Below are 17,383 nucleotides of genomic sequence, written 5' to 3' on the forward strand. Positions count from 1 at the left end.
CGGCGGCGCATGTCCTAAGTGGACACGGTGGCGGCATTTAGCCAATTTGCCCACAGTTGTCTGCCATTTGTGAGGCTTGGCTGCAACACTTCCCCACAGAGTCCAGTTCATGGCGCATGTTCCATTTTTTGCGCCGTGTCATAGGTTCATATTTGGAAGGATTAAAAGGACTCGGGCAAGCGGGTTTTTGGGGGAGTTCAGTCAATGGACGCAGTGATGCCTCGGGTATCCAAAACACCGCTATTGGACCAAGTCGATACGCCTGCCGATTTGCGGCAGCTGTCCGAAAGCGAGCTGCCTCAGCTTGCCGCGGAACTTCGCGCGGAGCTGATCGATGCCGTATCGCAAACGGGCGGCCATCTTGGCGCTGGCCTCGGCGTCGTCGAGCTGACGGTGGCTCTGCACTACCTTTTCGACACCCCCCGCGATCGCTTGATCTGGGACGTCAGCCATCAGTCTTATCCCCATAAAATTCTGACTGGCCGTCGCAGCAGAATGAGAACGTTGCGCCAGCCCGGCGGGCTTTCCGGCTTCACGAAGCGCACCGAAAGCGAATACGACCCGTTCGGCGCTGCCCATTCATCGACGTCGATTTCCGCAGGCCTCGGCATGGCCGTGGCGCGCGAATTATCGGGCGGCGCGAACAACGTCGTCTGCGTCATCGGCGACGGCTCGATGAGCGCGGGCATGGCCTACGAAGCGATGAACAACGCCGGCGCGCGGAGCGAACGGCTCATCGTCGTTCTGAATGACAACGATATGTCGATCGCACCCCCGACGGGCGCGCTGTCGTCCTATCTTGCCCGGCTGACGTCGAGCGACTCATACCTCTACGTTCGCGACATCGCCAAACAGCTGGCAAAGAGTTTGCCGAAGAGCTGGGAACGGCGCGCGGCAAGGGTCGAGGAGTATACGCGGAGCCTCTGGCAGGGCGGCGCCTGGTTCGAGGAACTTGGCTTCTATTACGTCGGCCCGATCGATGGTCACGATCTGGGTCAGCTGCTGCCGGTCCTGAAGAACGTTCGAGACGCCGGCGAGGGACCGATCCTCGTTCACGTCGTGACGAAGAAGGGTAAAGGCTACGCCCCGGCCGAAGCATCGGCAGACAAATATCACGGCGTCGCCAAATTCAACGTCGTGACGGGCGTGCAAGCGAAGCCGGTAGCGTCGGCGCCGTCCTACACGCGCGTATTCGCCGACAGCCTGATCGCCGAAGCCAAGAAGGACGACAAAATCGTCGCTATCACCGCGGCAATGCCCGACGGAACGGGGCTCGACATCTTCGGCCGCGAGTTTCCCGATCGCACGTTCGATGTCGGCATAGCGGAGCAGCACGCGGTGACTTTTGCCGCCGGCCTTGCCACTGAAGGCATGAAGCCGTTTGCCGCGATCTACTCGACGTTCTTGCAGCGCGGTTACGATCAGGTCGTGCACGACGTCGCGCTGCAGAGTTTGCCCGTGCGATTTGCGATCGACCGCGCTGGATTCGTCGGAGCCGATGGCGCGACGCACGCCGGCACGTTTGACCTTGCATTTCTTGGATGCTTGCCGAATTTCGTCATTATGGCTGCGGCCGACGAGGCCGAACTGAAGCACATGGTCGCGACGGCGGCAGCGATCGACGACCGTCCGAGCGCCTTCCGGTATCCGCGCGGCGAGGGCACTGGCGTTGCCATGCCCGAAGTCGGCATCCCCCTCGAAATCGGTAAAGGTCGCATTTTGCGCGAGGGTTCGACGATTGCGCTGCTCTCGTTCGGCACGCGCTTGCAAGAGACCTTGAAGGCGGCCGATCAGCTGGCGGCGCTTGGACTTTCGGCGACAGTCGCCGACGCGCGCTTCATGAAGCCTCTCGATACCGATCTGATCCGGCAGCTTGCCGAAAACCACGATGTCCTGGTTACGATCGAAGAGGGCTCGGTGGGCGGCTTCGGCAGTCATGTGCTGCACTATCTCGCCGAGAACGGCTTGCTGGAGCGGGGACTCAAGGTCCGCAGCAAGGTCATGCCGGATGTCTTCGTCGATCAGGACAAGCCTGAAGTCATGTATCAGCGCGCCGGGCTCTCGGCCCAGGGGATCGTCGAGACGGTTTGCGAGGCGCTCCAGCTGAACAAGCCTGCAGTCGCCCGCGGTCGCGCCTGACAGTATCGGGCGCGTCCTCTCAAGCGATCCGCTAGAGCCGCGCCCGAACTATTCAGCGTTTGCTGTGATCATCTTTTTTGTCTGGTGGGGCGTCTTTGTCTGACGGTCCCTCGATGACCTTCCGGCAATCCGGGCTCAGTTTCTTGATGTTTTTGTTGAGGCACGCGACGATGCGGTCCTCGCTCGGAATATCCCAGAAACAGAGGCTGAGCACGTCCGGGGTGCAAGCCGATTGCTCTTCAGCCGTTCCACTATGAGCTAAGGAAACGCCAGTTTGGGCGAACGTGATCAGCGCAGCCGCAACGCCAGCGACGAATATTTTCTCGATCAAAATTCTGCCCCRCACGTTCTGTCCTCGCAAGAACTGACTTTCCTAAAATATCGAGGCGCTCAACGTGCCTCGCGGGATTTTTTGTTGGCTGTATCTCCCGCCATGACGGCGCGGCAGGCCGGGCTGAGTTTGGCGAGATGGCGGTTTAAGCAGACAACGATGCGGTCTTCGTTCGGAATCTGGGCCGAACAGAAGCGGAAGACATCAGGCGTGCACGCCTCTTGCTCTTGCTGCGTGCCGCTGTGAGCGTAGCTCTTGGCTGAAATTCCAAAGATGAGAGCGGCGCCGGCCAGCGCCAACGATGCCCCCAGTACCCCCGAATTCTTCACTTTTCCAATCTCTCGCTGATGAAAGGGAAGTGGCTTCGGCATATGCCTAGAACCCGTGTTGAGACTAAGGCAACGTGCTCAGAGAACGGTGCCCGCTGAGCATTTTACCAAGTTTGCCGGGTTCATAGGTCGCTTACGGAGCCGTTCCGGGCGACGGAGCGCTGGGCGTAGGCGCGGCTGCCGGCGGTTCCTCGGTCGTCGAAGGTGCAGGAGTGGCCGGGGGCTCCGTGCTCGATGTCGAGCTTGGGGCCGACGATGGCGGAGCTGCACTTTCCTCCGATGCCGCCGAACGAACCTCGCAAAGCGTCGCCGAGTCGAGCGAGGCCTTGTTCATGAAAGCCCAGTTCGCGAACGCGACGTAGCATACCGCGACGGCTTCCTTGTTCTGAAGGGTGACGATGACGTTGTCGGTCTTCACCTTTTCCGTCACACGCTTCGCGACATCGAGAGGTATGAGCGTTACGGATTTGACTTCGAAGCCTTTGGCGACGAGTGCAGTAAACGAAGATTGCATCCGCTCATCCGCCGAAGCCGCGACGGGGAGCAATCCCATGATGGCGGCAAATGCGATTCCGGGGCCAATGCTGCGCATAAGATCCTCACTGCTCAGAGGGACATCCGTTATTTCGTAAAAACGTCACTACTACGGCGCGGTGAACCCCTCAATATGACAACGCTCGGGCCGCATTCAGACTTGGGGACAAGCGAGCCGTTCAGCGACAACGATTGGCGGCGCTAGTTGGTAGCTTCCCGAGGATAAAAAATCGCGACGGGAGCCGCATAGTCCGGCAGAGCTAGGCTTGAGGCGATCTCTTCGCCACCCTTGAGGAAATCAGGCAGGAAATGCGTATGGGCGCCACCCGGAGATTGGTCCCCAGGCATGGGAATTTTGGCGAAGACCTCAATGCGCGCGGCCGCGCTCTCGACGACCCGGTTCGGACTGGCGGCAATGACTTGCATGCCGATTGCCATCATGACTTCGGACCAGTGACGGCCACCCTGGGCTGACAAAGAGGATGCGAGAGCGGCATCGCCCGTACGGACGCAGAACCGCGAGTATTTGCGGCCGACGCCATAATCAAAAAGCTGGTCTGCCTGATGATGGGCATCGATCGCATGCGAGTCCGGGCCAAGGAATTGCAAAACCGGCGATGACGTAATCGCGGCACGCGCCTTCGGCAGGCCAAGAACGATGGGGCCGCCTTCGCTGAACGAAAACGCCCGAACCTTGTCGCTGACCGTGAGACGGAACGAAGCATCCGGCGCGCGCGCTATGACTGCATCCGCACGTGCCTCGACGTCGATTGTGCGTTCGGCGGTACATGGGAACTCTGCGACGGCACCCGGCGCGCCGGTCACCCATGTGCCGCGCCGCGCACCTATGGTGTCGCTGGCCCACGCGATGAGTTCCTCGCGCGTCCAGGGAAGAAGACGCACGCGAACGGAAAGATTGGCAAGCCGGCTCGGCAGCTCTGACCAGACAGCGTCGCGCTGGCTTTCGCTCATGGCGATCCAGTCGCCGATTTCGCGCCCGGTGCGGCCGCATCCAAGGCAATAGCCTGTGGCGTCGTCGAGCTTGCAGATGCCAATGCAAGGCGAATGGCGCATCGGTGCGGAACGTCTTTCAAACGAAGGATTGCGAGGAGATGATATTCAAATGGAGGCAGCACCCTCGGCGCGCCCCCATTTTTCGTTCTGAACTTCGACGCCGGCGTTAGCGTGCCAGTCTTTCGCGATCGCCGGCGATGAGCCAGCCGAACAGCAGCCCGATCGCCGTCCAGAGGATGAACTGAGTACCCAACGAGGCGATGCGGAAGTTCCAAAGCAAATCGGCCGGAAACTTCTCAGGCACTTCGTTGATCACCGGTAGAGCGTAGGCAGCGATGACGACCAAGACGAGATAGACCGCAGTTCCGAGAATTGATGCGTTCCAGCCGCCGAACTTCTCGATGGCTTGCCGTCCGAAGCTGATGGCAATCGCCAACGCCATGAGCGAGAAGACGATCATCCCGAAATAAAGCTGCGTTCGATAGCCGATCGTCTCGCCTTGCCCCACGGCAGGCGGGTTCGCCGGGTATTTGATGTAAGGCACGAAGTACAACGCCAAAAAGCCGACGGCTGCGATCACGAGCGCTGTGCTGCGCGGCGAAAGATGAAGAAGACGGCCGCTGACGAACGCGTATGCGAGTGCGAAAAGACCGCCAAGCGCTGTTCCGTAAAGGGCGACGCCGGTCAGAAGCCCGACACTTGCCTGCACTTCCCGGCTGACGATTTCCGGTTCCGCAGCCTCGCCGGGAACTGGTGTATGCGACGCTTCCTCGAACGCGATGGCGCGGTCGACCTGCGGTTCGCCGATAACCTTCGCAAATCCGAAAGCCAATAAACTAGCGATGAGCCCGGCAATCATGCCGCGCACGAGAAGACTTCCCATGTCTAGATCTCCCCGATGTCAATGGCAGGGGAAGCCGAGGAGATGGCGTCCGTCGTGCACGAATTCGTGCACATACATGCCGTTGAAGATCGACATAGCGCCTTCTTCGACGCCAACGAAGTACATCGCGAGAACGAACAGCAATCCGGCGAAAATCGCCCAGGGCAAAATCTCTTTGAGAGGAATGGGCGCGTCTAGCGAGCCGCCCGAAACGATTGCAGATTGTGACATAGGCAAGTGCCTCCTTGGGATTACGCGTCCCGTTTCAAGCTCCGGCGCTGATCATAGGAGGGTCTGACTTTCGGTGGACGGTATTAGGCGTCCCCGATTACAGTGGCGCGACCGTTCCGGAATTTCACCGGCTTCCTGCCTATGACGATGCGCAAGTCACCATAAGCCCGGCCATAATTTTGTCAATGTAACCAACCGCCAGCATGCAGTCGCGCCTCACGTTGATCGCTAATGCCTCGACCGCTGCCGTCCGGGCTGCAGCCTTCCCCCTGGACGAGGGCATTGACGACTTTGGGAAAAGAGATGCAATGGCCCTAGCCAAGGAACTGCGCCGCTCGGGTAGAGCCCTGTCGAGCCCGGCGGCACGGGCGGTGGAAACCGCGATGGCACTCGGCCTCGAGCCGGTGATCGACGAAGGTCTGCGAGACCTCGACCTCGGTCGCTGGGCAGGACGCACGTTGACCGAGATCGCAGAGCGCGAACCCGAGGCTCTCAAGAGCTGGCTTTCAGATCCAAGCGTCGCCCCTCATGGCGGAGAGAGCGTGGAAGGGCTCATCGCGCGCATGGCAGTTTGGCTGAATGCGGCGTTGCGACGAGAGGAAAATATTATCGCAATTACGCATTCAGCCGTAATGCGCGCAGCGCTTGTCTCGGCAATCGCCGCAGGACCCGCATCGTTCTGGCATGTCGATATTGCGCCGTTGAGCATTGTCGAACTCGGCTCCAACGGGCAGCGTTGGACCCTTCGAGCACTAAAATAGTGAGCTGCCTTGGCGATCGCGATCGACGGCTAAAGATCCGACGACGGACAATAAGCACGCAAGCTTTGTCCCGGAAAGGACGCTCCGATAACGGTCTCAATACCTAGAACATCATACGCGATTGTCGGGAAAAACTGGCGCGTACACTAATGAGAGCGTGCACCGATAGGAACGCTCGGCACGATTCCACTCCAACACTGTGTCGGCGCGCGAGCTGAGCCCCTCAGTTAAGCGAGGACAATATGGTCCGTATGAAAAGTAGCCACGCTTACGCGGCGGCGCTGTTCGCGTCGCTTGCATACGCTGCCTTGACCCCCGCGTCCGCACAGGAAATCGAGCACCATAAGAAGGAGGCGCCGAAAGTCGAAGCGCCCGCTCCGACTGTTACCCAGGAGATGCTGACGAACGCTGCGAACGACGCCAAGCAGTTCCTGCACACGAACGCCAACTACGAGCAGACCCGTTTCTATCCTGGCAAGCAGATCAACACGTCGAACGTCACAAAGCTCCATCCGGCGTGGATCTTCCAGATGGACGTGAGAGAGTCGCTCGAGACGACGCCGATCATCGTTGGCGATGTCATGTACGTGACGACGTCATTCGATCATGTCTATGCGCTCAACGCCAAGACGGGTGAACAGTACTGGCACTACAAGCACAAGATGGGTCCGATCACGACCTACTGCTGCGGCCCTAACAATCGCGGTGTCGCGGTGCTCGGTGACAAGGTTTATTTTGGAACGCTCGACGCCAAGCTCGTCGCTCTTAACGCGAAAACGGGGAGCGTCGTCTGGGAGACGGAGATCGCGGATCCAGAGCTGGGCTACAGCGAAACGATGGCGCCGACGGCCGTCAACGGCAAGATTTTGATCGGCACCAACGGCGGCGAATATGGCATCCGCGGCTTTTTCCGCGCCTATGACGCCGAGACCGGCAAACTCGTCTGGAATTTCGATACGATCCCCGAAAATACGGTCGGGGTCTGGGCCACAAAAGATGCGACCGGCAAGGATTTGCATCGCGATATCGAGGCTGAAAAGGCGCAACTCGCGAAGACGGGAGATCCATACAAAAAGCTCGGAGGCGGCGTTTGGCAAAATCCCGCGGTCGATCTCAAGCTGAACCGGATCTACTTTGTGGTCGGCAACCCATCCCCCGACCTCGACGGCTCACTGCGGCCCGGCGACAACCTCTATACGGACTCGCTCGTCGCTCTCGACCTCGATACCGGCAAATATGTTTGCCATTTCCAGTTCATTCCTCACGACGTGTGGGATCTCGACTCCGTTAGTCCGCCTATCCTTGTCGACGTCAAAGATAAGGACGGAAAGACCGTCCCTGGCGTGCTTCACGCTGGGAAAACCGGACACGTCTACGTCAACAGACGCGACGATTGCAGCATGATCCGCTTTTCGGAGCCGATGGTGGCGCAGGAGAACATGTGGACCCTGCCGACGCCGGAAGGCGCGCGCATGCTCCCCGGCGCTAACGGCGGCGTGGAATGGTCGCCAATGGCGGTCAATCAGAAACTCAACCTTGCGTACGCCGCGAACCTTCATCAGCCGATGACGTATCAGGTGCAGTCGAGCCCCTATCCCGATGGCAAGCTCTGGCTCGGCGGCGCATTCAAAGTCATCCCGGGTGAAGAGCAATTCGGCAATGTCTCGGCGGTGAACTACAACACCGGCAAGATCAAGTGGCAGGTCACCACCCCGCAACCGATGATGGGAGGCGTTCTCGCAACGGCTGGAGACCTCGTATTCACGGGCGAGGCAAACGGATGGTTCCGTGCCTACAACGCAGACAGCGGCAAGATCCTATGGTCGTTCCAGGCCGGAGCAGGCGTCAACGCTCCTCCAGCTGCCTACGCGCTCGACGGCAAGGAATATATCGTTGTCGGCGCTGGCGGAAACACGCAGATCGATTTCAAGCGCGGCAACAATATCATCGCCTTCACGCTTGATTGACCGATTGGTGAGCGCCGGAAGGAGCGCCAATCGCTCCTTCCGAACCCCGGCGAAAGAAATCGTGACCAGTTATTCGCGCACCGGAGCTTGGCCCATGATGGGTATTAAATCTTCTTTGCCGATCGCAGTTGTGGCACTCGCGGCGGCATTGCCGTTGGCCACCGAGAACGCATCGGCAGCCAGCGTCGAGGAAACCGCACAGATCTGCGCAAGCTGCCACGGCGAAAACGGCATTCCACAAGAGAAGACGACGCCAATCATTTGGGGCCAGAACGAAGGCTACCTTTATCTTCAGTTGCGCGACTTTAAGAGCGGCGCGCGGAAGAACGATCAGATGTCCGCCGTGGTCGCTAGCCTCGAGAAAGCCGATTTCAAGGCATTGGCCGCGCACTTCGCGGGCCTGAAGTGGCCTAACCTCGCACAACCTTCACCATCGAAGGACGACACGAAAAAGGCGCTGACGGTTATCGGCTCTATCGGCTGCACCTCCTGCCACCTCGATCAATTTCAGGGTGATGGGACAACGGCCCGGCTCGCCGGCCAGCAGCCCGAATACCTCTTGAATACCATGACCGCTTTTCGCGACGGGTCACGCGGGAACAATCCCGGCATGTCGGATCTGATGAAGGCAGTGCAGCCGCCCGACCTCAAACCCATCGCCGACTATCTTGCGAGCCTTCAGGTCATCGGCGGCAACAACCAATAGCGCTAGCTGACCGTGAGTTTCTTGCGCAGCGCGTCGCTGGTAGCGAGATCGGCTGCCGTCTTGCCGGCATGATCGTGCAAGGTTTTGTTCGCGCCCCTGGCCAGCAAGACATCGACGGCCGTCTCGTGCCCGAGTGAAGCGGCAATCATCAAGGCCGTCCGCCCGCGATTATCCTGAGCGTCGATGTGCGCGCCATGATCGATCAGCTGCGCGAGCACGTCCGCCACGTCGCTTGAACCGGCCGCATCTTCATGCCCTGCGGCCCACATGAGCGCGGTCAGATCGTTGCCGTAGCGTGCGTTGACGTCGATGGCATGGTCGAGCAGCAAGCGCACGACATTCGGGAAGCCACGGGCGACCGCATAGCAGATGGGCGCCTTTCCGGTGCCGTCGGACTTTTTCGGGTCGCCCCCTTTGTCAAGGAGCAGCCGTATGATCTGGTCGTTGCCGGCAAATGCAGCCGCCGCGATCGGCGTGAGGCCGGTCCGGCCGGCGATATTCACGTCCGCGCCGTGTCCGATGAGGGATTGCACGGTTGAAGCATTGTCCCGCTCCGATGCCGCGAAAAGCGCGGTCCCACCATCGAGATCGCGCGCGTTGATCTCGGCACCACGGGCGAGGAAAAGCTCGACGACCTCCGCATGACCAGTCTCGGCCGCGTGAAAGAGCGGCATCGCGCCGTTGCGATCGCGTGAGGCGAGCGAAGCGCCATCATCGAGCAGCCGGCGTGCAAGCTCGATGCAACCTTTGTTGGCTGCCGCGGAAAGCGCGGCGTTGATCTCCAGCGGTCCGGCAGATTGCTTGATTTGAGCGTAATGCTGTTCCTGCTCCTGACAGACGCGCACTTTCGAGAGCGCATCGCTGGCGGAGGCCATGCAGCAGACAGAAACAACAAGGGCGGCGGTTACTGAATTGCGGAGGCTGTTGGGCACGAGAGGCTCCATTGCTGGAGCCAAATGTTTACCGCCGCAATCCTTTCGATTTCCACTCTTCGTATTGCATCCGCGCGAGCTTGTAGGCGTCCGGTATCGACAGAGCCCAGACGAATAGTCCCAATGCGGATCGCCCGATTATCGACCGGTCCGGTGGCGAGATTTGCCAGGTGATGAGCGCGAGTAGCAGCGTGAACATCGCGAACATAAAACCGCGCTGCTGTTGGCCGATTGCAACGTGCCCCATGCCGGGCAGCACAATGGCCAGAGCGAGAACCAGATAGGGGTTCATCGGCTTGCGCTCGGCTTGCAGTGCATTCATGCGGCAGACACCAGCTTGACGTTGAGAAGGAGATCTTCGATTTCTAGCACCGCTGCGATGACGTCCTCAAGCCCTTCAGGGTCGAGCCGGGCGCCTTCGAAGACGATTTGCCGGAGAATGAGATGGTCGCCGCGCTTGCCTTCCGCAAGCTGGCGCATGATGCGGATGCCACGCGGAGTGACAGCGATCTCCTTGAAATGTGGGTCGCGAAGAAGGCTCGCTACGTAAGGGGCGATCCGGTCGAGAACGTGACGGGCACCCGGGCCATCGCCCTTTATAAGGCACACGTACGGAAAGTTTTCAGGCGGCGACAGCCGTTCGTTGAAGTGATCGGTCAGCGAAAAATAATCCGCGCCCGATTGTCGGACGAGGATTGCAACGCTCCCGTCGACTGGCAGCTTGCGCTTCAGCGTGACGTCGAGCCAAAGCTGCGGCAAGCGGCGAAACGTTAGCGTGTCGGGAACGAGAGCGACGCGGAACGAGCGTCCGCGAAATTTCCCTTCCATCTTCGGAAAGCCGCAAGTGTCGATTTCGACCTTCGGCGTGTCGAGAACATTCAAGGAAGGATCGAGCATGGAATGACGGACAGCTGCGGCCATGCGCGCTTCGCGGCGGCCGAACAGGACGAGAATTGAAACGGCCGCGGCCAGCAGCAAAGCGGCGAGCTCAAGAGGCATGAATGAATGGTTCTCTCTCAAAACGAGGTGGCGCATCGCGAGGATGCGCCACCTCGGGACCTCAGTAACCTACCGGTCGCGGCCAGTTCATCGTGAACTGGTCGCCGCGGCGAACGTATTTGTAGCGATGGAAATGGAACCAGAGCGAGGCGACGATGAAGAACACCATCATCGCGACGAGCTGGGTGCCATACCCGAGGAACACTGCGAAATACGTCGTCGAACAAATGGCCAGGAGCACAAGTGCCGGCAGCGGATGGAACGGATGCACGTATCCGCGCTTGATCGAGTCAAGCGGCCACATCCGCCGGAAGAAGAGCACCTGGATCGACATGTACGTGTATTCGAGCAGACCTGACAGGATCGAGAAGGTGATGACCTGATCAAGTGGCGCGAAGTACGCGAAGATCAGCGCGACGGGCACCAGGAACACGATCGACCGGAATGGCGTCCTGTTCTTCGGATGCACCGCGCCGAACCATGTCGGCAGATAACGGTCGCGGCCCATCGAAAACCATGCTCGCGATGCATCGTTGATGCAGCCGTTGGCCGAGGCCAGCGTCGAGAACATCGTTCCAATGAACAGCAGCACCATCAACGGCGTCGAGTTCGTCAGCCGCGCGGCATCGAACAACGGCGTCGTCGCTTGACCGAGGTATTCCCACGGCATCAAGCCTGAGCAGAGGTACCACGTCATCGTTGCTGCGATGAGCAGCGTTATAATTCCGGTCATCGTTCCAAGCGGAAGCGATCGTGCCGGTGACCGGACTTCTTCGGCCGCCTGACACGTTCCTTCGATGCCCAGATAGTACCAGAGACCAAAGTGCAGCGATGCCAGGACGCCGATCCAGCCATAGGGTAGTCCGTTCAGGATTTCCTTATGATTGAGCAACTCGGTCGACCAAGGCTTCACGCCCATGAACAGGATGACGACGGCGATGAACGCTATGGCGGTGAGGATCAGGTTCACCGTCAAGGTCGCGTAGACGCCCCGGTAGTTGAGCCAGGCCAGGAACACGATAGTCAAGACGATGAACGGCTTGTCGTGAGCTTCAGCGAATCCGGCCATCTGTCCCACTGTTTGGACGAGATAACCGAGCGTAATGGCATTCGCGGCTTCCAGCATCGTGTATGCGAACACGAGATAGAGGCCGACGTTGAACGCCATCAACGGTCCGATGATGTGTTTCGACTGCGCATATTGACCGCCGGCGGCAGCGACGGTGGACGTCACTTCCGAGTCGATCATAGCGACGCAGGTGTAAAGAAGGCCGGCAGCCCAGCAGGCGATAAGAGCGGCGATTGCACCGCCCTTGCCGACGGCGAAGTTCCACCCCATGTACTCGCCAACAAGCACGATCCCGACGCCCAGTGCCCACACATGCGCAGGACCTAGCACGCGGAGAAGAGAAATCTTCTCTCCGTGAACAGCAGTTGTTTGAGTCACTTGTGTCCCCCTTGATGTGGTGGATCGATGACGAGCGCATCGTCGATTTCGCCTTCCTTGGAGGAAGTCAGAAGGTCTTCACTGTACGCACGGTTGGTCTTGATCGTATCGAAGAGCATGTAGAGACCAAGCACAGCCGACAGGGCCCAGGCCCCGTATTCGAGGAGTTGCCAATTGTCCATCTAGGAGACTCACTTTTTGCCGAAACGTTCTTCGATGACTTCGATGTACTCTTTCTTCGAGAACGCAAACAGCAGCATGAAATAGCCGATCACGACGATCGCAGTGATGGCGAGTTCAAGCGGGCTGAAGCTGTAATCAAATCTTGATGTGATAAGCGGAGCAGCGGTGTCCGGATGAAATCCGAGCTTTTCCCATTGTGCAGCTTGCACTGCATTCTGGCCGAGTCCGGCCCACGTCGACTTATCGGCGACTGACATATCGATTTTGCCGCCGCCGGCGAGCTTCAGGTAGAGAGGCGTGAAGAGAGCGGCGAACACGAGTATGAGCAGGAACAGACTGTCGAAAAGCTGCCCGAAAGCAGATTGTTTTGGAGGTTCGTAGTGAGGCTTTTCCACGGTTCCCACCTATCAGCTAAAAGATTTTTTCTTTGCTAGATCGATGTAGTGCAGATCTAGCCCGTAGATTTCTTCGCGCTCCTCGCTGAGATGCGCGACCATCGCTAAAATGGCGGCCGTATTGAAAAGAAGGACGAGCCCGCCAAAGGCCGCGAGCGTCCAAACAACTTGTTGGTCGCCTAGGTAGTCTTTCACTTCAACGAAGACGAAGGCGTAGAGCGCCCACAGGACGGCAACCGCAACCAGTGACCATGCACGGTCACCGGAAAATTTGCCGGCGATGCGAGGATCGGTGTTCAACTTTTGCATTTTCCCTCCTTTTGGGTCGGGGCGTCCGCTGACAGTTCGGATTCGGCGATTGAAGCATTGACGGGATCAATGTCATGGTCGGTCCGAGGTCCGCTCGCGCCCCTGAGAGTTGTTTCGTCCTGCGACATTAGGTGACGCAGGGAGGCGGCCGTTCGTCAACATTTTTTCGTACGACGAAACATGAATTCGATGGCGCGGCGCAAAAATATATGCTGCTTCGCAGCATATAGAATCAATTAAATCAATGGCTTAGTATGAGTGCGCTGCAAATAAGCGCCGAAAGTTTAATCAAACGGAATTTCTATTCGCCAGCACACGCTTCGCATTCGAGCTTTTCAAATTCAAAGCGATCAAGCCTCAGATCCCTATCGAAAAACGCGCGCGGCTAGGGCGGATACAACTAAATGCGGCTTGATGTTGCCGACCGAAGTGGATGTCCTACCTGAGAAAATGAACCTCAAAAGATGCGCTTTCGAGCCCGAGGAATTTTCGAATTCAACGCCAAAGCCATGCTCGGTTTTTCGCCGGATATAGGCCTCAACCGACACGTCCCCGAACCGAACACGAACCCCGCTTCCGAGTGGCAAAGGTGGGCTGCCCAAGAGATGCATGCCGCTGACAGAAACGTCGGACGCATAAAATTCGAATAATTGTCCGTCGGCGCCGAGCTTGACCGGAACGCGAACGTCGAAGCGCTCGCCGTTGCGTCGTTGCTGCTGCTCGCTGCAGACATAACAGCACAGCGTGAGCACAACGATATTGTACCAACTCCAGAAGAGCGCGATGGCGCTCGATTCCGCCAGCGGTCGCGAGGGATCGACAAGAAAGGCGGTGACGATTCCAGCCGCTGTCAGCGCGAGCAGAGTGCCGAATATTTTAAGCAGCGGCCATTGGATGAATTGCTTGCTGCGGTCACCGCCCTTGGCCGTCACTTTGAACTTCTGACCGTTCGGACGCAAAAGTCCGGCAACGACGGATTTCAGGACTTCGGTCGAGCACAGCATCTGATAGAGGTCTTGCATCAGCGGCAGCACGCGCCCTTCGGTCAGCCACAGGAAAATCGCGATTTGCGCGGCGAGAAATGGCGCGAGATACCAGATCGCATCGATGACGTTGGCGTGGACGGCCTCTATCCCGAAAAGCAGATAAAGCGCCGGTACGAGGACGCCGAGTACACGAAAAAGGTGGGTCGCCGACCAGTGAAGAAACGTCTCGCAAAGCATGACGCGATCGACGAAGGGAAGTCCATTGCCGATTTTCAAGGGACCGCTCGGGCCACGGCAAATTTGTACGAAGCCAAGGCACCACCGCGCCCGTTGACCGGTGTACTCTGCTAGTCCTTCCGGCGCGAGACCGAGCGAAAGCACCTCGTTCAGATAGACCGTGCCATAGCCCTTCTCACGCAGCCGCAGCGAAACGAGGTAATCCTCGGTTACCGAATCCGTGGGGAAGCCACCGATGCTCTGCAAGGYGTCGAATCTGATGATCGAGGACGTGCCGCAACAGAATGCGCCACCCCAGGCATCCTTGGACGCCATGACGATGTCGAAGAAGAAGCGCTGCTCGTCGGGCCACACGCGCGTCAGCGCCAGATTACTCTGAATGGGATCGGGATTGAAAAAGTGCTGCGGTGTCTGCACGACGCCGACTTTGGGGTCGAGTGCAAGCGCCAGTCCCCGCGTCAGGAACTCCGGAAGCGGCACGAAATCCGCGTCGAGGATCGAGATGAAATCCGGCTTTTCCTCGAGCGCGGCGAGCTTCTTCAGCGCAGCGTTAATGTTTCCGGCCTTGGCGTGCGCGTTGTTGCTTCGCGTAAGATAGCCAACCCCATGCCGCTCGCAGAGAGATTGAAGCCAAGGCCGTCGTCCGTCGTCACAAACCCAGACGCGGAAGTTCGGATAGTTGATCGCGAGCGTTCCGATGATCGTGCGCTCGAGAATGCTTTCATCTTCGTTATACGTGCATATGAGCACGTCGACCTTCGGCAGCCTCGCTTGAGCGAGAAGCTTCGGAAGATTGCGTTCGACCTCGGCGGTGCGATTGCGGGTTCGCGTCAGGAAGATCTGCGATGCCGTGGCGCCGAACATCGTGACGGCTTCCACAGCTGTGAAAAGAAAGCCCACGATAAAATCGACAGGATCGCTCGGCGAAGGAATGGTGCTGAACATTCGCCACGTCATGTACCGCCAGCCGAGACCGAGGCAGATGACGATGGCGCACGTTCTGACGACGGTATTGTTGCGATTGACCCACGGCAGGATTGCCGCCGCAAGCAGGCCAATGATGAAGGCCGGCAGCAAGGCGTCGAAATAGTTCATTCCTGCAGCGGACGTCATTCCGGCGCTCGCTCAATACGTGCGTGAAAAGTCGGCGGCGCTGGCAGTATCGAACTGGACGAGCCCCGAACGTCCGATGCGGCAGTCGGTGTGCTTCAGGAGATCCGGAAATCTGAGGGTAACGTGATAGGGCTCGCGGCTGAGCGCATTTTGCTGGATGGCGCTGTTGGATGCGACGGCAGAAAGGCCGTTCAGGCTGACGACGGTGCCCTTCAGCGCTTCGCCGCCGTCCCGAGGCCTGAACGTGGCCGTCTGTCCGACAGCTAATCTTTGATAGGCAGTTTCGCTGACACTCGCCGTGACGATTGCGCTTCCGCAATCGAGAAGCTTGACCAGGTCTTGTCCGGCGTTGACGTGCTCGCCCGGTGCGGTCAGCATTTCCCATATGCGCCCGTTGACGGTCGAACGGATAGCCACTTGCGAAAGTTCGTCGTGACGCTCCTGTTCTTTGACGAGTTCCGCCTCTACGCTTTCGAGTTCCGCCCTGCTGCCGACAAGGCGCGCCTGCACGTCCGAAAGCTCGAGCGAGACCTCCATCTTGCGCTGCGCCGACTGAGGCGTGTCGTTATAGCTGTCGCCGACGTACGTTCCCCTTTTTGCGGCATCGAGCTCAACGAGCATGCCTTTGCGGCGCTCGGCCTGACCCTTCACAGCCTGCTCCGCAACATGCGCATCGCCCGCGGCCTTATCGAGAAAGGCCTGGCTCACCGCGTCCGTCTTGCGCAACGTCATCGCTCTCTTCATCGCATCGGCAGCGACGGAGTATTGCGCCTCCGCCGACGCCGAGTCGGTGTCGGCCTGCCGCAATCTCTGTTCGAGTTGCTCGATGCGCCCGATACGGAAACGCTCTTGCTGCACTGACAGCTCTTCGAGGCTCGTGATGAGGAGTTGCTTCTTGCCTTCCAGCGCACCGATATTCGTTCGCAGTTGGTTGCGCTCTCTCGTCAAGTTCGCGAGATGCGAGGAATCCGCTCTCGGGTTGCGAACGACGAGAATATTTTGATCATGACTGAACATGCTGCCGACATCGGTATCGGCATCCTGCATGCTGACCTCGCCCTCGATGGGCGCCCTGAGTGTTATCACCCGCGCATTGACGACGGCTTCGGCACTTGTCGTTGCAAGGAGCCGTTGAACCGGAAGCCAGCCGAGTGCCAATGCAAGCGCGACCGCCAATAGGGATTTGATGATCGTCGCCGGGCGGATATCGGAAGGCAGGGCGATCGGTCCAGTCCCTTTGGTGGGGCTTTCAGCAGGCTCAGGAGCCGGAACGACACGCGGCTCTGGAGTTTCACTGGGAGCGTCGCCGCGCAAGTTCTTGACCACGGCGTCGAGGTAGGCGAGCTGCACGTCGGTTGTGAACTCGCTTTCGCGCGCCGCTTCCAATACTGCAGCGTCGGCCGGATCGGTCGACGCCGAGGCGCGCAGCCTCGGAGACCTTGTAGTGACAATCATGCTAGACGCCGAATTGGACGACATGGGCCCACGCGCTCGGTTGGAGAGTTCCGGGAGACGCCATGGTACGTGCAATGAATGACGTAATGCTGAGGATTTGATTTAATTAGTTCTTACGACTGACCGGATCAGAGACGTCCGATAAGCACCATGCCCTGCGAGCCCGGTGCCGTTACAGGAATGACTGGGCCAAATCGTCGGCGGGAAGCAGGCATAAGCCGGAGAGTCTAAGGCCATTTCGGCCACCAACATCCTTCTGATCCAAGCCTTTACATCATTTGTTGACTATTGATGTACACTTTCATAGTGTGGCGTAACCCGATCCGTCGGGTCTTCTTAGCGTGCGCTTCCGGGGGAGGTTCGCAGAGAAGGAGGCAAGCCCGCCATTGAGCGCTAAAGCGCTAAGCCAGCCAGCCCGTAACAATCTGGAAT

At 58.9% G+C, this 17,383-nt stretch carries 19 protein-coding genes; 4 read left to right on the forward strand and 15 right to left on the reverse strand.

The window, feature by feature from the left end:
- Positions 1–204: 204 nt before the first annotated feature.
- A complete protein-coding gene (dxs, locus tag AB4Z24_RS17490) occupies positions 205–2,139 on the forward strand; it encodes a 1-deoxy-D-xylulose-5-phosphate synthase (protein WP_441710325.1) in 1,935 nt (644 codons plus the stop codon).
- 52 nt (positions 2,140–2,191) lie between these two features.
- On the opposite strand, the gene AB4Z24_RS17495 is transcribed toward dxs, so the two are convergent.
- The 6 genes from AB4Z24_RS17495 to AB4Z24_RS17520 all read right to left on the reverse strand — a co-directional run bounded on the left by AB4Z24_RS17495 (position 2,192) and on the right by AB4Z24_RS17520 (position 5,461).
- Positions 2,192–2,485 carry a hypothetical protein gene (locus tag AB4Z24_RS17495; protein ID WP_441710326.1) on the reverse strand — a complete coding sequence of 98 codons (294 nt, stop codon included), beginning with the start codon at positions 2,483–2,485 and terminating at the stop codon, positions 2,192–2,194.
- 44 nt (positions 2,486–2,529) lie between these two features.
- Complete coding sequence (locus AB4Z24_RS17500; RefSeq protein WP_441710327.1) at positions 2,530–2,841, reverse strand: hypothetical protein; 312 nt, start codon at positions 2,839–2,841, stop codon at positions 2,530–2,532.
- A 91-nt stretch (positions 2,842–2,932) separates the two neighbouring features.
- Entirely contained in the window at positions 2,933–3,391 is a 459-nt protein-coding gene (locus AB4Z24_RS17505) for a hypothetical protein (RefSeq protein WP_441710328.1), read from the reverse strand.
- Between the two features lie 143 nt (positions 3,392–3,534).
- Positions 3,535–4,407: a DUF1289 domain-containing protein gene (locus AB4Z24_RS17510; RefSeq protein ID WP_441710329.1), complete on the reverse strand. Its 873-nt coding sequence runs from the start codon at positions 4,405–4,407 to the stop codon at positions 3,535–3,537.
- 106 nt (positions 4,408–4,513) lie between these two features.
- Positions 4,514–5,230 (reverse strand): CbtA family protein, encoded by a 717-nt coding sequence (locus AB4Z24_RS17515; protein ID WP_441710330.1) that lies wholly within the window; start codon positions 5,228–5,230, stop codon positions 4,514–4,516.
- An 18-nt stretch (positions 5,231–5,248) separates the two neighbouring features.
- On the reverse strand, positions 5,249–5,461 hold the full coding sequence (locus tag AB4Z24_RS17520) for a CbtB domain-containing protein (protein WP_441710331.1): 213 nt from the start codon (positions 5,459–5,461) through the stop codon (positions 5,249–5,251).
- Positions 5,462–5,664: 203 nt separating this feature from the next.
- Between AB4Z24_RS17520 and AB4Z24_RS17525 the strand changes: the two genes are divergently transcribed.
- The 3 genes from AB4Z24_RS17525 (at position 5,665) to AB4Z24_RS17535 (ending at position 8,895) form a co-directional block, all read left to right on the forward strand.
- Positions 5,665–6,222 (forward strand): histidine phosphatase family protein, encoded by a 558-nt coding sequence (locus tag AB4Z24_RS17525; RefSeq protein ID WP_441710332.1) that lies wholly within the window; start codon positions 5,665–5,667, stop codon positions 6,220–6,222.
- A gap of 242 nt (positions 6,223–6,464) precedes the next feature.
- Complete coding sequence (locus tag AB4Z24_RS17530) at positions 6,465–8,189, forward strand: pyrroloquinoline quinone-dependent dehydrogenase (RefSeq protein ID WP_441710333.1); 1,725 nt, start codon at positions 6,465–6,467, stop codon at positions 8,187–8,189.
- Between the two features lie 94 nt (positions 8,190–8,283).
- A complete protein-coding gene (locus tag AB4Z24_RS17535; protein ID WP_441710334.1) occupies positions 8,284–8,895 on the forward strand; it encodes a c-type cytochrome in 612 nt (203 codons plus the stop codon).
- 2 nt (positions 8,896–8,897) lie between these two features.
- Here the strand turns inward: AB4Z24_RS17535 and AB4Z24_RS17540 are convergent, their stop codons facing one another.
- The 9 genes from AB4Z24_RS17540 to AB4Z24_RS17580 form a co-directional block, all read right to left on the reverse strand.
- Entirely contained in the window at positions 8,898–9,827 is a 930-nt protein-coding gene (locus AB4Z24_RS17540; protein WP_441710335.1) for an ankyrin repeat domain-containing protein, read from the reverse strand.
- A gap of 28 nt (positions 9,828–9,855) precedes the next feature.
- The gene (locus tag AB4Z24_RS17545) at positions 9,856–10,149 is read right to left on the reverse strand and encodes a hypothetical protein (RefSeq protein ID WP_441710336.1); all 294 of its coding nucleotides are present in this window, start codon (positions 10,147–10,149) and stop codon (positions 9,856–9,858) included.
- Entirely contained in the window at positions 10,146–10,826 is a 681-nt protein-coding gene (locus AB4Z24_RS17550) for a hypothetical protein (RefSeq protein ID WP_441710337.1), read from the reverse strand. Before AB4Z24_RS17550 ends, AB4Z24_RS17545 begins: the two co-directional genes overlap by 4 nt.
- A 61-nt stretch (positions 10,827–10,887) precedes the next feature.
- Positions 10,888–12,273: an APC family permease gene (locus AB4Z24_RS17555; RefSeq protein WP_441710338.1), complete on the reverse strand. Its 1,386-nt coding sequence runs from the start codon at positions 12,271–12,273 to the stop codon at positions 10,888–10,890.
- A complete protein-coding gene (locus AB4Z24_RS17560) occupies positions 12,270–12,455 on the reverse strand; it encodes a hypothetical protein (protein WP_441710339.1) in 186 nt (61 codons plus the stop codon). Before AB4Z24_RS17560 ends, AB4Z24_RS17555 begins: the two co-directional genes overlap by 4 nt.
- 9 nt (positions 12,456–12,464) lie before the next feature.
- Positions 12,465–12,851 carry a hypothetical protein gene (locus AB4Z24_RS17565; protein WP_441710340.1) on the reverse strand — a complete coding sequence of 129 codons (387 nt, stop codon included), beginning with the start codon at positions 12,849–12,851 and terminating at the stop codon, positions 12,465–12,467.
- A gap of 12 nt (positions 12,852–12,863) precedes the next feature.
- A complete protein-coding gene (locus tag AB4Z24_RS17570; protein WP_441710341.1) occupies positions 12,864–13,160 on the reverse strand; it encodes a hypothetical protein in 297 nt (98 codons plus the stop codon).
- Positions 13,161–13,525: 365 nt separating this feature from the next.
- Positions 13,526–15,496, reverse strand: coding sequence for a glycosyltransferase (locus tag AB4Z24_RS17575; RefSeq protein ID WP_441710342.1), 1,971 nt, complete (start codon positions 15,494–15,496; stop codon positions 13,526–13,528).
- Between the two features lie 12 nt (positions 15,497–15,508).
- Positions 15,509–16,951 carry an HlyD family secretion protein gene (locus tag AB4Z24_RS17580; protein WP_441710343.1) on the reverse strand — a complete coding sequence of 481 codons (1,443 nt, stop codon included), beginning with the start codon at positions 16,949–16,951 and terminating at the stop codon, positions 15,509–15,511.
- Between the last annotated feature and the right edge of the window lie 432 nt (positions 16,952–17,383).

The organism is Hyphomicrobium sp. 2TAF46, assembly GCF_052114865.1.
Taxonomy (GTDB): Bacteria; Pseudomonadota; Alphaproteobacteria; order Rhizobiales; family Hyphomicrobiaceae; genus Hyphomicrobium_B.